The organism is Rhodoferax sp. GW821-FHT02C08, assembly GCF_059421805.1.
Map to the genome: position 1 here is coordinate 53274 of NZ_JBWKVR010000022.1, position 14496 is coordinate 67769.

At 62.7% G+C, this 14496-nt stretch carries 12 protein-coding genes; 6 read left to right on the forward strand and 6 right to left on the reverse strand.

Features of this window, described 5'->3' with window-relative positions; translation table 11 throughout:
* Positions 1-10 precede the first annotated feature (10 nt).
* From AC07VY_RS21510 to AC07VY_RS21525, 4 genes are all read left to right on the forward strand, one after another.
* Positions 11-874 (forward strand): MBL fold metallo-hydrolase, encoded by an 864-nt coding sequence (locus AC07VY_RS21510; protein WP_495099228.1) that lies wholly within the window; start codon positions 11-13, stop codon positions 872-874.
* Between the two features lie 14 nt (positions 875-888).
* The gene (locus AC07VY_RS21515) at positions 889-1503 is read left to right on the forward strand and encodes a DsbA family protein (RefSeq protein WP_495099227.1); all 615 of its coding nucleotides are present in this window, start codon (positions 889-891) and stop codon (positions 1501-1503) included.
* A 108-nt stretch (positions 1504-1611) separates the two neighbouring features.
* Positions 1612-2532 carry a class I SAM-dependent methyltransferase gene (locus AC07VY_RS21520; RefSeq protein ID WP_495099226.1) on the forward strand — a complete coding sequence of 307 codons (921 nt, stop codon included), beginning with the start codon at positions 1612-1614 and terminating at the stop codon, positions 2530-2532.
* Positions 2533-2814: 282 nt separating this feature from the next.
* The gene (locus AC07VY_RS21525) at positions 2815-4161 is read left to right on the forward strand and encodes a reverse transcriptase family protein (protein ID WP_495099225.1); all 1347 of its coding nucleotides are present in this window, start codon (positions 2815-2817) and stop codon (positions 4159-4161) included.
* An 18-nt stretch (positions 4162-4179) separates the two neighbouring features.
* On the opposite strand, the gene AC07VY_RS21530 is transcribed toward AC07VY_RS21525, so the two are convergent.
* Together AC07VY_RS21530 and AC07VY_RS21535 are read right to left on the reverse strand one after the other, a co-directional pair.
* A complete protein-coding gene (locus AC07VY_RS21530) occupies positions 4180-4671 on the reverse strand; it encodes an EVE domain-containing protein (protein WP_495099224.1) in 492 nt (163 codons plus the stop codon).
* Between the two features lie 192 nt (positions 4672-4863).
* Entirely contained in the window at positions 4864-5772 is a 909-nt protein-coding gene (locus AC07VY_RS21535; protein ID WP_495099223.1) for a Tim44 domain-containing protein, read from the reverse strand.
* A 382-nt stretch (positions 5773-6154) separates the two neighbouring features.
* Here AC07VY_RS21535 and AC07VY_RS21540 point away from each other — a divergent pair, with 382 nt between their 5' ends.
* Complete coding sequence (locus AC07VY_RS21540) at positions 6155-9094, forward strand: EAL domain-containing protein (protein WP_495099222.1); 2940 nt, start codon at positions 6155-6157, stop codon at positions 9092-9094.
* 82 nt (positions 9095-9176) lie between these two features.
* On the opposite strand, the gene AC07VY_RS21545 is transcribed toward AC07VY_RS21540, so the two are convergent.
* Genes AC07VY_RS21545 through AC07VY_RS21560 form a run of 4 tightly spaced genes read right to left on the reverse strand, consistent with a single transcriptional unit; the run spans position 9177 to position 13283 of the window.
* Positions 9177-10529, reverse strand: coding sequence for an LLM class flavin-dependent oxidoreductase (locus AC07VY_RS21545; protein WP_495099221.1), 1353 nt, complete (start codon positions 10527-10529; stop codon positions 9177-9179).
* A 48-nt stretch (positions 10530-10577) separates the two neighbouring features.
* The gene (locus tag AC07VY_RS21550; protein ID WP_495099220.1) at positions 10578-11417 is read right to left on the reverse strand and encodes an ABC transporter permease; all 840 of its coding nucleotides are present in this window, start codon (positions 11415-11417) and stop codon (positions 10578-10580) included.
* On the reverse strand, positions 11410-12273 hold the full coding sequence (locus AC07VY_RS21555; RefSeq protein ID WP_495099219.1) for an ABC transporter ATP-binding protein: 864 nt from the start codon (positions 12271-12273) through the stop codon (positions 11410-11412). The genes AC07VY_RS21550 and AC07VY_RS21555 overlap by 8 nt, the downstream gene beginning before the upstream one ends.
* Entirely contained in the window at positions 12270-13283 is a 1014-nt protein-coding gene (locus tag AC07VY_RS21560) for an ABC transporter substrate-binding protein (protein WP_495099218.1), read from the reverse strand. The genes AC07VY_RS21555 and AC07VY_RS21560 overlap by 4 nt, the downstream gene beginning before the upstream one ends.
* 204 nt (positions 13284-13487) lie before the next feature.
* Here AC07VY_RS21560 and AC07VY_RS21565 point away from each other — a divergent pair, with 204 nt between their 5' ends.
* Positions 13488-14396: a TauD/TfdA dioxygenase family protein gene (locus AC07VY_RS21565; RefSeq protein ID WP_495099217.1), complete on the forward strand. Its 909-nt coding sequence runs from the start codon at positions 13488-13490 to the stop codon at positions 14394-14396.
* Positions 14397-14496: the final 100 nt, after the last annotated feature.

A 14496-nucleotide genomic window follows, 5' to 3' on the forward strand; every position in this document is an offset into this window, starting at 1 on the left:
GGAAACCACCATGCTCCGTACCTCTCTTGTCGCCGCCACCATCGCCGTCGTTACCGGCACCGCCTCCGCCGCCCAGCCTTTGCAGCTGCGCGTCTACAACGCCGATGGCAATAGCTTCAACGTCAACTCCACCCTGGTCTACGGTGAGAAGGAAGCCATGGTGATCGACGCTGGCTTTACCCGCGCCGACGCGCTGCGCATCGCCGCCAATGTGCTGGACAGCGGCAAGCAACTGAAGACCATCTATGTGAGCCAGGCCGACCCCGACTACTACTTTGGCGTGGAAGCGCTGAAGGAGATATTCCCCCAGGCGGATGTGGTGACCACGCCGGCCGTGCTGGCCAAGTTGAGCGCCAAGCATGCCGGCAAGGTGGCCTTCTGGGGCCCCAAGATGGGCGCTAACGCCCCGCGTACGCCCGTGCTGCCCCATGCCATTGAAGGCAACAGCTTGACGGTGGACGGCGAGAAGGTGGAGGTCCGTGGCACCACGGGCTTGCTGGCACACCGTCCTTACGCCTGGATTCCGTCCATCAAGGCGGTGGTGGGCAATATCGGCGTGTTCGGCAATCTGCATGTGTGGACGGCAGACACGCAAACCGTGGCTGAGCGCAGCGCCTGGCTGGCTCAGCTGGACGAGATGGCCGCGCTGCAGCCGGCCATCGTCGTGCCCGGCCATATGCAGGCGGGTACGCCCATCGATGCCAGCAGCATCGGCTATACCAAGACCTATTTGCAGACCTTCGAGAAGAACCTGGCCAGCAGCAAGAGCAGTGCTGAGCTGATAGACGGCATGAATAAGGCCTTCCCTGCAGTGGGCGGTGCCATGGTGCTGGACATCGGTGCGAAGGTGAACAAGGGCGAAATGAAATGGTAAGCCTTCGCTATCTTATGGACCCCTTGTGCGGCTGGTGCTATGGCGCGGCCCCCGCCTTGCAAAAGCTGCGCAACGCGCCGGGTGTGCAGCTGGAGATCGCCCCCACGGGCTTGTTTGCCGGGGCGGGTAGCCGCGCCATGGACGCCGACTTTGCCGCCTACGCCTGGAGCAACGACGAACGCATAGAACGCCTGACGGGCCAGCGCTTCACCCCGCTCTACCGCAGCCAGGTGCTGGGCAAGCGCGGCCAGCGTTTCGACTCCGGCCCCGCCACCCTGGCGTTGACCGCCGTGCAGCGCACCGCGCCAGAGCGGGAGTTCGACGCGCTGCGTGCAATCCAGGAGGCCCGCTATGTGGATGGCCTGGACACCACGTCCGTGGCGGTCTTGGCCGAGCTGTTGCGCGGCCTGCGGCTGGATGCGGCCGTTGAGCAGTTGTTGCAGGCGGATGCAGCATTGACTGCTGCCAACCGCGAGCGCATGGCCGCCGCCCAGCGCGATATGCAGCAACTGGGTGCCCAGGGCGTGCCCAACCTTGTGCTTGTGAATGCCCAAGGCCGGCACCTGGTACGCGGCAATGCCTTGTACGGCAGCCTGGATAGCTTATTGGCGCAACTCCAGGCATCCTGAACCAGTAGATCAGGGTGCTACGGAAAAAGTAGCTGGCCGCGCAGGTGAAATCTGGGCTGCGCGGCTTTTTCTTTTACCATCGGCGTTTGATTTTCCAGACGCCACGCCATGCAAGCCTTGCTCGACACCATCGCCACGATGGCCCTGCCCACCGACGCCCAGCGCATCTTCCACGGTCGGGGTGGCCTGTATCCAGGCTGCGAACATTGGGCGCTGGACGCCTTTCCTCCGGTCTTGCTCTTGACCAGCTTCCAGCCCGCCAGTGACGACGAGCTGGCCGCCATCGGCGCCGCGCTGGAGGCCCGCTGGCAGCAGCTGACGCCCGGCCAGCCGTTGAACTGGGTCTACCAATGCCGGTTTGACGGCCGTTCGGAGGCCCGCCTGATGGCAGGCGTTGTACCCGACCCGCATGTGGTGACGGAGCAGGGCGCACGCTACCGTGTGCATGTGCTCAAGGGCCAGAACCACGGTCTGTTTCTCGACATGGCCGAAGGCCGGCGCTGGGTGCGCGAGCACCTGGCCGGCCGCGCCAACTTCCGCGTGCTGAACCTGTTCGCTTACACCTGCGCCTTCTCGGTAGTGGCATTGCAGGCGGGGGCCAAACATGTGCTCAACGTGGACATGGGCCACGGCGCCATTGCCATCGGCCAGCACAACCACCAGCTCAACGGCCTGAGCTCCGGCGCCAGTTTTCTGCCGCACGACATCTTCACCACCTGGGGCAAGATCAACCGCGGCGGCGCCTACGACCTGATCATCGTGGATCCGCCCAGCTACCAAAAAGGCAGCTTTGTCGCTACCAAGGATTACGCCCGCCTGATGCGCCGCCTGCCCGACCTGCTAATGCCCGGCGGCCACGCGCTCTTGTGCCTGAATGCACCCGAGCTGGGCGTCGCATTTCTACAGGACCAGATGGCTGAACTGGCACCCGAGCTGACCTTTGTCGAGCGCGTCGCGAACCCGGCGGTGTTTGCCGATGTGTCGGAGGATCGGGCCTTGAAGGTGCTGGTGTACCGCGCGCCGGGATGAACCCCAGGACGTCCTCCCGTTTGGCGATATTGCGGAAGATTGGGCGCTTGGTAGTGGGGTATTGATGCCTTGCATGCGCTTTCCGGGCTATAGAATTTGATCGGCTCCAGCAGTTCAAGTGATGCGTAGACAAGGATGATTCGTTATCTAGTCTCGCTCTATGGGGTACCCCCATGGATGTTTTGTACCTTGCCATTTCGACGCGAAAGCGGCACTGCGCATGCGCGCAGCTCGGCTTTCGCAGGACCTGCTGGTTGAATTGCTGGTAGCCAACTTATATCCATGCCCCAACTCAGCTATCCCCACTGGATTGCCCGTGGTTTGGCGCATGCCTTGCTGGCAGATGCGCACAAGCCCGGTGCAACTTCATCTTCCGCATTACTAGCCAGAGCTGCCGCGTGCTTGGGACAGAGCCCAGGTTGGCTCAAACAACTGGTTGAGCCCTTGGCCCAGTGGTCTGCTATGACATGGCAGAAGTTGGATGTGGCATCCCTGGCTTTGAAGATTGCAGATTCTGAAGCGTTTGATCTTGCCTTTGCAGATGGTGCAAAACCTGTGATCCGACGGCTGATACTGCGCACGGCTGACATGCTGCCTCGCCCCCTGGGGCTTCATGTGTGTGCCATCCCGGACGTACCCACAGTGCAAGATTTGGCCCTTTGGTTGAATCTTTCCGACGACAAACTGGGCTGGTTGGCCCCCTTTGCACCGACCCGTACAGAACACTATCGGTACCAACTACAGGCCAAGCGATTGGGCGGACTGCGTTTGTTGGAAGTCCCTAAAGTTGAACTCAAGCGTGTGCAACGCATGGTTCTGGATGGTCTGTTGCGGCATATACCGATTCACGAATCCGCCCACGGTTTTAGCTGTGGTCGTTCTGTGAGGACCCATGCGGCGGCGCATGTTGGGCAGGCGGTTGTGATTCGCTTCGATTTACGGGATTTTTTTGGCAGTGTGACTGCGGCCCAGGTTTTTGCGATATGGCGCACACTGGGTTACCCGGTGGGTGTGGCGCGTAGCTTGACTGCTTTGTGTACGCACCGCACGGCGGATATGGTGGTGCAGCGTTTGCGTGAAACCGGTGGCCCGGATGATGGCCTGAGCTGGCTGGGGGCCAAGCGCCTGCGCGCCGCACATCTGCCGCAGGGTGCGCCCACGTCGCCTGCGCTGGCCAATCTGTGTGCTTTCAGGCTGGATCTACGTTTGGAAGGTTTGGCCTGGGTTTTTGGTGCCCGCTACACACGCTATGCCGATGACTTGGTGTTTTCCGGCCCGCCTGCTTTGCGCCAGCAGTTTCGAGCGCTACAGGAATGGGTGGCTGCGATTGCCGCAGATGAGGGTTTTGCCCTGCACCCAGATAAGACGCGCTGTTTGCCACAGCATGTGCAGCAGCGGGTGACGGGTGTTGTGGTCAACACCAAGGTCAATATCCCAAGAAAGGATTTTGACCGTCTTAAAGCCTGCCTCCACCAATGTGTTCAGCGTGGCCCTGATTCGCAAAATGTTTCGCATATTGCAGACTTCAGAGGGCATTTGCTGGGGCGCATTGCTTGGGTCGCGCAGCTCAATCCCGGCAAGAAAGATAAATTGATGCGTTTGTTTGACTGGATCAACTGGTCGCTTTGAACCGCCAGTCGCGCTTAGCTAGATGGAGAGCCTTTGCGTAATGACATCCCATTCACCCGGCTCCACCGGCGTGATGGATAAGCGGTTGCCGCGCTGCAGTACCCGCATGTTTGCCAGCGCCGGCTGTTCGCGCAGTTCGGTCAAACCCAGCACCCGCGTCTTGCGCAGGGCCTGCACGTCCAGCAACAGCCAGCGCGGCTTGTCGGGCGCTGACTTGGGGTCGCAGTAGGGTGAGGCCGGGTCGAACTGGGTGGGGTCTACGCGTGTGCCGGAGGCCACGCGGGCAATGCCGGCGATGCCCGTTTCTTTGCTGCTGGAGTGGTAGAACAGCACGCCGTCGCCGACCCGCATGTCGTCGCGCATGAAGTTGCGGGCCTGGTAATTGCGCACGCCGGTCCAGGGGACGGTGGCGCTTGGGGCGGCCAGCGCGTCGTCGATGGAACACTCTTCGGGTTCGGACTTCATCAGCCAATAGCGGGGAGCGCGGGGGGAGAGGGTGGGGGCGGTCATGGCGCCATTTTTGCAAAAATTTGGCTGCGCACCGGCTGTCGGGGCTTTCTGCTGCTTGCTTCTATTTTGATAGCTGCTAGCGCAGGTAAATCATGCGCTGGGGGCTGATTTCTTGTGTGTTGTCATGTGCCGTCCAAAGTAAAAGGCCCCGGTGCTTGTGCACCGGGGCCTTTCACGGGCAGCGCAGAGCGCTTAGTTTTGCTGGATGCCGGACAGAATCCAACCGCCCGCGCCTTGCAGGGGCTTGGTCAGGTGCCAGATTTCGTCAAAGGCTTCGGGCGTGCCGCCGTCTTCGCGGATCTGGCCGGTGAAGCGTACGCTGACCACGTACTGGCCGTTTTCTTCGGCAACTTCCAGTACGTCACCATCGACATTCACTACATCGGTCTGCTGTTTGGCGGCGCCGCGTTCGGACATGTCCATCTTCAGCTCGGCAAACATTTCCGGCGTGGTGAACTGGCGGATGTCTTCCAGATTGCCGGCGTCATTGGCGGCCTGCAGGCGGATGAAGTTGACCTTGGCATTGCGCACAAAACCGACCACATCAAAGTCCGCAGGAATGCGCGGCTTGGCCGCCAGGTTGGCACCAATGCTGGAGCCGCCGGGCATGGACATCTTGTAGGCCGGAGCCGCGGGGCTCAGCTCTGCCGGAGCGCCTGCCGTGGCGTATTGCATGCCGCCGATGCGTGCTGCCGAGGGTTGCTGGCGTGCTGCAGCGCGTTTGCGCATGAAGAAGCCCACGGCCGCCATGATGGCGGCAGCCAGCAGACCGAACATCAGCATGGATGCGAGTTCGCTACCAAAACCCAAGGACGATGCCAGTGCGGCCAGGCCCAAGCCCGCGGCCAGACCGGCCAGCGGGCCCATCCAGGAGCGCTTGGGGGCTGCAGCCGCAGCTGCGGCGCCGGGAGCGGCCGCTGCGGCCGAGTTGGCCGCGGGCGTTTGTGCCGGCGTGGCGGTGGGCGATTTATCGAGTGTGGCCTGGCGCTGCATGCCCAGGGATTTACCCGCGCCCATGCGCTTGGCCGCTTCCGCGTCTACAGCGGTGGTGGACAGGCCTAGGGCCATGACCACGGCCATTAGGGAGAGTATCTTTTTCATGGGTTGTGCTCCTTGGGTATCAAGTTGATGTGCTTTGCATAGTAGGTCTGTGAACGCTTCTGAAAAAGCAGATTAATAAGAAGTATTTATTCTGTAAAAACTGAATGTTGACTGCGGCGATGATGGGCTGCTGCGCAGATGGCACGCCAAGGCGAGCATCGTGCACAGCGATTGCGCGAGCGGAGCCGAGAAAATAAACCTCAGAATTCAGGCTTAAACATGCCGCTGTCGTAGATTTATGATGGGTTTGTTGCTATGAATATGATGGCTAAACAGAAGGCTTGCCAGTGGTGGCTATCTGCTGTGCGCTGAAGTAATCTATGGCATCAAATTTTTAGAACCTTCCTCTGCCCGAATCCAGCCTGTATCTGGTCCATCCCACTTGACTGCTCCATTCGTCACCACTAGCCCAGCGACGCCGCCCAACTGGACCCGCGCGCCAGACCAAGATACCGAAGACAACCCCTGGAAAGTCGCCTTGGAGGGCTCGGGTGTAGGGGTATGGGAGTGGGATCTGGTGAACGACACGCAGACCCATTCGCGGCGCTGGGAGGAAATCCTGGGCTATAGCGGCGGCGAGGTGCAGGGCGGCTACGCCAACTTTGTGCACATGGTGCATCCTGACGATCTGGCGCTGATGCAGAGTGCGGTCCACGCCTATCTGGACGGTACCGCGCCTGACTACATCACGCAGCTACGCATGCGCCACAAGGATGGGCACTGGGTCTGGATACTGTCGCATGGCCTGATCGTCAGCCGGGATGCGCAGGGCAGGCCGCTGCGCATGATTGGCACCCATACCGATATCAGCGCCCATAAGCAGTCCGAGGAGCAGCTGCTGGGTTTGAATGCGCGGCTGCTGGAGCAGTCCCGGCTGCTGCAGACCACCATGGCCAGTATCAGCCAAGGGCTGTTTGTGTTCGATGCGGATCGGCGCCTGATCTTGTTCAACCCCAGGGTGTGCGAGTTGCTGGATCTGCCGGAGAGCTTTCTGGCCACCCACCCGACATTGGAGCAGGTCAACCAGTTTCAAACAGCACGCGGCGATTTCGGCCCCGAGGGGGGCTGGGTGGAAAGCCATGCGCGCAGCTACGTGCTGAGCGGAGGCAAATCTGCAATTCCGGGGCACTATCTGCGCGTAACGCATACCGGGCGCACCTTGGAGGTCAAAAGCCAGCAGCTATCCGATGGCGGCGTGGTACGCACCTTTGCCGATGTGTCGGACTATGTGCAGGCGCAGACTGCGCGCAAGCGCCTGGACCGGTTGCTGACTGCCATGCAGTCGCTTGCGCAAGTGGGCGGCTGGGAGGTGGACTTGCTGACCAACCGGGTGTTCTGGACCGAGGGTATGTACCGCATTTTTCAGACTACACCAGAGGAGTACACGCCCAGCACGCCGATGGAGTCCATAGAGCGGGTGTTTACACCGGCCTCCATCGCCAGGATACGGGCTTCGTATGCCGATACGCAGCACCAGCCTGATTCGCACGACTATGAGCTGGAGGCCATTACTTTTCGGGGCGAGCGCATCTGGGTGCATGCAGTGGGAACTTCAGTTAGAGAGGACGGCCGGCTGGTGTCACGTACCTCGGTGCTGCAGAACATTACGGAGCGTAAGCAGACGCAGTTGGCCTTGCAGGACGCTGAGAACCGCTGGAAGCTGGCTTTGGAAAGTACCGGCGATGGTGTGTGGGATTGGGATATCCAGAGCGGGGTCGAGCATTTCTCCAAACGCCTGGTGGAGATGTATGGTTTCCAGGAAGGAGAGATCCCGAATATGGCGTCGGAGCTGGATAGCCGCACCCATCCGGATGATGTGGCGCAGATGGCGCTGGACCGCGACGCCCATTTCCAGGGGCACACCGCGATCTACCACAACGAGCACCGCATACGGTGCAAGGACGGCGGCTGGAAGTGGGTGCTGAGCCGGGGCATGCTGATCAACCGCGATACCGATGGGCGGCCGCTGCGCATGATCGGCACCCATACCGACATCACCGACCGCAAATCCGCCGAGGCCTTGGTGCGCCAGCAGGCATTTTTTGACACGCTTACCGGTCTGCCCAACCGGCGCATGCTGCGCGACCGGCTGGAGCAGGAGATCAAGCGTTGCAAGCGCGACGCGCAGCAACTGGCCATCCTGTTCATTGATCTGGACCACTTCAAGGAGGTTAACGACACCCTGGGCCACGGCAATGGCGACCTGCTGTTGGTGCAAGCGGCGCAGCGTATCCAGGACTGCGTGCGGGAAGCCGATACGGTGGCCCGTATGGGGGGCGACGAGTTCACCGTGATCCTGACCGAGGTCAGCGATGCCCCCCGGCTGGAGCCCACGCTGCAAAAAATTCTGCGGGCGGTGGAAAAGGTGTTCCAGCTGGGCAACGAGCAGGTGTTTGTGTCTGCCAGCATCGGCATCACGCTGTATCCGACCGATGCGCGCGATATTGACGACTTGCTGAAGAACGCCGACCAGGCGCTGTATGTGGCCAAGGGGGCGGGACGTAACCGATTCAGCTTTTTCACCCCTGCTTTGCAGGAGGCGGCGCAAAACCGGGTGCGCCTGGCCCACGACCTGCGTGCCGGCCTGCAGGAGCAGCAGTTCCGTTTGGTCTATCAGCCGATTGTGGAACTGGCTACCGGGGCGGTGCACAAGGCCGAGGCATTGATACGCTGGCAGCACCCGCTGCGTGGCCTGGTCAGCCCGGCGGAATTTATACCGATTGCCGAGTCCAGCGGTTTGATCGTGGACATCGGTGAATGGGTGTTCCAGCAGGCGGCCCTGCAGGTGCAGGCCTGGCGCCGCAGCGTGCACCCCGACTTCCAGATCAGTGTGAACAAGTCCCCTGCGCAGTTCCACCACGACGGCAGCGGCAAACAGGCCTGGGCCCAGCAGCTGCAGGCGCTGGGTTTGCCCGGCTCAAGCATCGTGGTGGAAATCACCGAAGGCCTGCTGCTGGATGCCAACCCCCGCGTGACCGGGCATCTGCTGGAGCTGGGCGAGGCGGGCATCCAGGTATCGCTGGACGACTTTGGTACGGGCTATTCGTCGCTGTCGTACCTGCAGAAGTTTGACATCGACCTCATCAAGATCGACCAGTCGTTTGTGCGCCACCTGCGTCCTGCGTCCACCGAACTGGCCCTTTGCAAGGCCATGATCGTGATGGCCCACGAGTTGGGCATGCAGGTGGTGGCCGAGGGCGTGGAAACCGCGCAGCAGCGTGACCTGCTGGCGGCCGCCGGCTGCGACTATGCCCAGGGCTATCTGTTCTCCCGGCCCCTGGCCAGCCTGGAGTTTGAGTCTTTTGTAGCCGGTCGCCACTAAATTTTATTGAGAAAATAGGGCTCTAGCGCAGGTATTACCTGCGCTGGTAGCTATGGATACTATAGCGTTTCAGCTGGCGTGATCAAGCCGTTTTGCGGGCTTGCACGCTGAACTGGTTGACTGGTCGCTCCAGTCCCAGGTTTTCGCGCAGCGTCGTACCTTCGTATGTGGTGCGGAACAGGCCACGGCGCTGCAGCTCGGGAATCACCAGGTCCACAAAGTCGTCCAGCGACTCGGGCAGCACCGGCGGCATCACATTGAAGCCATCGGCCGCGCCGTTCTCAAACCAGCTCTGCATCTGGTCGGCAATCGATTCCGGCGTACCCACCACCACCCAGTGGCCGCGCGCGCCGGCCAGGTATTCGTAGAGCTGGCGCACGGTGAGCTTGTCGCGCCGGGCCAGCTCCAGCACCACATGGGCGCGGCTGTTGCGACCCAGCGGCGGCTGCGGGATGTAGGGCGGCGGGGCGTCCAGGTTCCACTTCGAAAGGTCTTCACCGGGCCAGAAAGGTGCCAGGGTGCTAATGCCTACCGAGGGATGGATCAGCTTCTGCAGTTCGGCCCATTTGGCCTCGGCCTCGGCCTGGGTGCGGCCGACCACCGGCGAGATGCCAGGCAGCACCAGCAACTGCTCGGGCCGCCGACCGTATTTGGCGAGCCGGCCCTTCACGTCGCTGTAGAAGGCCTGGGCTTCGGCCAGGCTGGTCCAGGCGGTGAAGATGGCTTCGGCGCTGGCGGCGGCCAGCTCCTTGCCGGGCTCGGACGAGCCGGCCTGCACGATCACCGGGTAGCCCTGCGGCGGGCGCTCGATGTTCAGCGGGCCCTTGACCTTCAGGTGCTTGCCCACGTGGTTCAGCGTGTGCAGCTTGGCTGGGTCGAAGTACACGCCGCTGGCCGCATCGCGGCTGAAGGCATCGTCTTCAAAGCTGTCCCACAGGCCTTTGACCACGTCCACATACTCCTGCGCGCGCTCGTAGCGGGTTTCGGGATCGGGGTGTTTGTCCAGGCCGAAATTGCCGTAGACGTTTTCGGCGCTGGTGGTCACCACGTTCCAGGCTGCGCGGCCCTTGCTCAGGTGGTCCAGCGAGGCGAATTTGCGCGCCAGCAAATACGGGTCTTCGTAGGTGGTGGAGGCCGTGGCGACAAAGCCGATGTGCTGGGTCACGGCCGACAGCGCGGCCCACAGCGTCACCGGTTCGAAGTGCGACACCCGGCCCTGGCGGCTGAAGGCCTCGTCGTCACCCTCGAACCACAGGCCGGGGCTGTCGGCCACGAAGACCTGGTCGAACAGGCCGCGTTCTGCCGTCTTGGCGACCTCGATGTAGTGGTCGATGTTGACGCCCGAATCGATCTGCGCGCCCGGGTGCCGCCAGGCAGCGATGTGGTGGCCGGTGGCCATGATGAAGGCGCCCAGGCGCAGTTTGCGTTGAGTCATATGTGCTTTCTGAAGTGGATGTGGTCAGGCATTTAGGCGCTCAAGTGCTTAGGGGGCGGGCTTCCAGGCGGTGAGGCGCCGCTCCAGCAGCTCTAGCGCGAAGTTCCAGGCCACGCCGATGGCGGTGATGGCGATGATTCCGAAGTACATGTCGGGGATCAGAAAGCTGTACTGCGCGTAGATGATCAGAAAGCCCAGGCCCGACTTGGCGCCGACCATCTCGGCGGCCACCAGCACCAGGATGGCGGTGGCACTGGCCAGGCGGATGCCGACAAAAATCGTCGGCACCGAGGCCGGCAGGATCACCTTCAGGAACAGCTGGCGCGGGCTGGCACCCATGGTGCGCGCCGACTTGATCAGCAGCGGGTCGACCTGTTTCACCGCCGAGATGGTGTTCAGCAGCAGCGGCCAGGAGCAGGCATACACCACCATCGCCACTTTGGACACCTCGCCTATGCCCAGCAGCAGGATGAACACCGGCAGCAGGGCCAGCGGCGCGGTATTGCGCAGCAGCTCGATCATCGGGTTCACAAACTGGCCCAGGCGCCGGTACCAGCCGATCGCCAGCCCGAGCGGCACGCTGTAGAGCACGGCCAGCGCAAAGCCGCCGAGGGCGCGCGCCAGGCTTGCCGAGGCATGCTGCCAGAGCTGGCCGTTCAGGGCCAGCGTCCAGCCGGCGGCCAGCACCTCGCTCAGCGGTGGCAGAAAGGTGGAGTCGGTCAGCGCCAAGCGCGGCGCCAGTTCCCACAACAGGGCCAGCGCCAGGACCAGAGCCGAGCGCCAGAGCGCGCTGCGGATGTGCTGGTAGATGCGGTGAAGGCGCCCCCAGCGGGGCGCCTGGGGCAAGGCCAGCGGTGGGTGGCCGGCGGTGAGGCTGAGTTCAGACATGGAGGCTTTCCTTTAACGTGGGTAGCGTGGGTAGGGCTGCAATGCGGGCGCGGCGCTGCTGCCGGGCTGCGGCCACTTCGTCGTGCAACAGCGACCAGATTGCGTGGCGCAGTTCGCCAAACAGTGGCAGCGAACGCACGTCCTGCGTGTCGGCGCGCAGTGCGTCCGGGATGTCCACAATCTGTTTGATACGGCCGGGCCGGGAGGTCATCACCGCCACGCGTTGGCCCAGCACCACCGCCTCGTCGATGCCGTGGGTGATGAACACAATGGTCTTGCCGGTGCGTTGCCAGATGTCCACCAGTTCCTCCTGCAGGGTCTCGCGGGTCTGTGCGTCCAGCGCGGCAAAGGGCTCGTCCATCAGCAGCACCTGGGGCTCATAAGCCAGGCTGCGGGCAATCGCTACCCGCTGCTTCATGCCGCCCGACAGCTCGTGCGGGTAGCGGTTGGCAAACGCGCTCAGGCCCACCAGGTCCAGGTATTCGGCGGCCTTGGCGCGGCGCTCGCGCAGGCCAACGCCGGCGATCTCCAGGCCAAAGGCCACGTTGTCCAGCGCCGTGAGCCAGGGGAACAGCGCGTACTGCTGGAACACCACGCCGCGGTCTCGCGCCGGGCCAGTGATGGCTGTGCCGTCCAGCAGCACCCGGCCACTGGTGGGCAGGGTCAGGCCGGCCAGCAGGTCCAGCAGCGTGGATTTGCCGCAGCCGCTAGGTCCCACCAGCACCAGGAATTCGCCCGCTCGCACTTCCAGCGAGACGTCGTCCAGGGCCACAAAGCGTTGCTCCGGGCCACCATCGTCAGCGCGCACGGTGAATTCCTTGCGCACATGCTCAAAGCGGATATTGCCGGCGCTCATTTGGCGGCTACCTTGGCGCCGGTGGCGTAGGGGTTGTAGGCATTGGTGTACAGGTCGGCGGGCTTGATCTGGCCGGGCTTGATGACCTCTTCCTTCACCAGCCAGTCGATCCAGACTTGCAGCTCCTTGTCTTGCACCACGCCGCCAATGGACGGCACGCCGGTGCTCTTCCAGTACTGGATGGCGTCGGCGCTTTCGGCGCGGCCGCGGGCCTTGATGATCTTCTCAAACGTGGCGCGCACTTCGGCTGGTGGCGTCTTGCGCGCCCATTCGATGGAGCGGGCCAGTGCGCTGACCAGGTGCTTGGAGGCCTTAGGGTTCTGCTCCAGGAACTTGTTGCGCATCACCAGCGAGCCGGCGGTGAAGTTGCCGAACAGTTCCTGGTCGGTAAACAGCGGGCGGATGCCGCCGCGCTCCAGTGCCTTGTCGCGCAGAATGCCGCCCAGCGTGGTGACGTCCACATGGTTCTGCCGCAGTGCCTGCTCGCCAGTAACCGGCGGCGTGATCACCAGGGTGACTTGTTTTGCGTCCTCATCGTTGAGCTTGTTGCGCTCCAGGTATTCGCGCACCATGAATTCGTGGTGGGCGCCCAGGGTGTTGACCGCCACTTTCTTGCCCAGCAGGTCGCGGGCGGTCTTGATGGGGCTGTCGGTCTTCACGTAATAGCCGGTCCAGGTGTTGTCGTCCACGCCGTAGTAGCCGAGCACGGCTTTCACCGGCGCCTTCTTGGCCAGCAGCTTGACCAGCGCGCCATTGAAAGCGCCACCGATATCGATGTCGCCGGTGACCACGGCCTGCACGTCCTGCGGGCCGCTGATGGTGTTGCCCACCCACTTGGCTTTCAGCGGCGCCAGATAGCCCAGACTTTCGGCCAGCTCGATCCAGACCACCTGGCCGGCCGAGCCCTGGTAGCGGATGTCGGTGACTTCCAGGGCCTCTTGCGCCAGGGCCTGGGCCGACAGCCCGAAGGCCACTGCCGCGGCGGTAAATAGCTTGAAAACGGTTCGCATGCATGTCCCTTGGGAGTTGTCGTGAAGTTGCAGCGTAGATTGGCAAGGCCTACGCAACAACGAAGGAAATTGCGCATGCATATGCGCATCTGTGCGGTGTAGATGCACATGCGAATTCCGTGCTTTGGTTTCCGGGTTGCAGTTCCTAGCATGGGCGGGTGTTTTTTTCGATCCTGTTTCAACCCGTCTTACCAAGGAAGTTGCATGTCCGCTGTTCTCAACGCTCCCCACGCTGAAATCGTTCCCACACTCGATATCCATCCTTTGGCGGGGCGGATTGGTGCACGCATACAAGGCGTGCGCCTGTCGGGCCAGTTGGCGCCCGAAACCTTTGCCGCCATCCACCAGGCGCTGCTGCAGCACAAGGTGCTGTTCTTCCGCGGCCAGCAGCATCTGGACGATGCCGAGCACCAGCTGTTTGCCGGGCGCTGGGGCAGCATCGTGCCGCATCCCACCGTGCCCTCGCGCAGCGGCACCGAGATTCTGGAGCTGGACTCGAACCACGGCGGCCGGGCTAATTCCTGGCATACCGACGTGACCTTCGAAGCCGCTTATCCCAAGGTATCGGTGCTGCGCGCGCTGACCATTCCGCAGCAGGGCGGCGACACGGTGTGGGCGAATACCGCCGAGGCCTACAACCAGTTGCCGACCGAGCTGAAGGCCCTGGCCGACACCCTGTGGGCGGTGCACGGCAACGACTACGACTACGCCGCCACCCGCGTCGAAGTGGATGCGCATGGCGCCAAGCATTACCGCGAAGTGTTTACCTCGCGCCTGATCGAGGCCCGCCATCCGCTGGTGCGCGTACACCCCGAAACCGGCGAGCGCAGCCTGGTGGCCGGGCATTTCCTGAAGCGCTTTGTGGGCTACAACACGCATGACTCGCAGCGCCTGTTCGAGATCTTCCAGCACCACATCACGCGGCTGGAGAACACCGTGCGCTGGCGTTGGGCCGAGGGCGATGTGGCCATCTGGGACAACCGCGCGACCCAGCACTACGCGATCAATGACTACGGCGACCAGCACCGCGTGGTGCGCCGCGTCACCGTGCATGGTGATCTGCCGGTGTCGGTGCACGGCCGGCGCAGTGCGGCCGAGCCTGCGAAAAATTAGAGCGCGGTTCGGCCGGGTCAATCAGTCGGCCTTATGGGCGGATTCAATTGATTGACCGAGTCATTCCGGTGCTAGGGTGCGTGGACCCCATGCGATAATT

Bases quoted from the DNA above. Each gene is read 5' to 3' on its own strand.
- AC07VY_RS21510 (WP_495099228.1), top strand. From the start codon at position 11: ATGCTCCGTACCTCTCTTGTCGCCGCCACCATCGCCGTCGTTACCGGC.
- AC07VY_RS21515 (WP_495099227.1), top strand. From the start codon at position 889: ATGGACCCCTTGTGCGGCTGGTGCTATGGCGCGGCCCCCGCCTTGCAA.
- AC07VY_RS21520 (WP_495099226.1), top strand. From the start codon at position 1,612: ATGCAAGCCTTGCTCGACACCATCGCCACGATGGCCCTGCCCACCGAC.
- AC07VY_RS21525 (WP_495099225.1), top strand. From the start codon at position 2,815: ATGCCCCAACTCAGCTATCCCCACTGGATTGCCCGTGGTTTGGCGCAT.
- AC07VY_RS21530 (WP_495099224.1), bottom strand. From the start codon at position 4,671: ATGACCGCCCCCACCCTCTCCCCCCGCGCTCCCCGCTATTGGCTGATG.
- AC07VY_RS21535 (WP_495099223.1), bottom strand. From the start codon at position 5,772: ATGAAAAAGATACTCTCCCTAATGGCCGTGGTCATGGCCCTAGGCCTG.
- AC07VY_RS21545 (WP_495099221.1), bottom strand. From the start codon at position 10,529: ATGACTCAACGCAAACTGCGCCTGGGCGCCTTCATCATGGCCACCGGC.
- AC07VY_RS21550 (WP_495099220.1), bottom strand. From the start codon at position 11,417: ATGTCTGAACTCAGCCTCACCGCCGGCCACCCACCGCTGGCCTTGCCC.
- AC07VY_RS21555 (WP_495099219.1), bottom strand. From the start codon at position 12,273: ATGAGCGCCGGCAATATCCGCTTTGAGCATGTGCGCAAGGAATTCACC.
- AC07VY_RS21560 (WP_495099218.1), bottom strand. From the start codon at position 13,283: ATGCGAACCGTTTTCAAGCTATTTACCGCCGCGGCAGTGGCCTTCGGG.
- AC07VY_RS21565 (WP_495099217.1), top strand. From the start codon at position 13,488: ATGTCCGCTGTTCTCAACGCTCCCCACGCTGAAATCGTTCCCACACTC.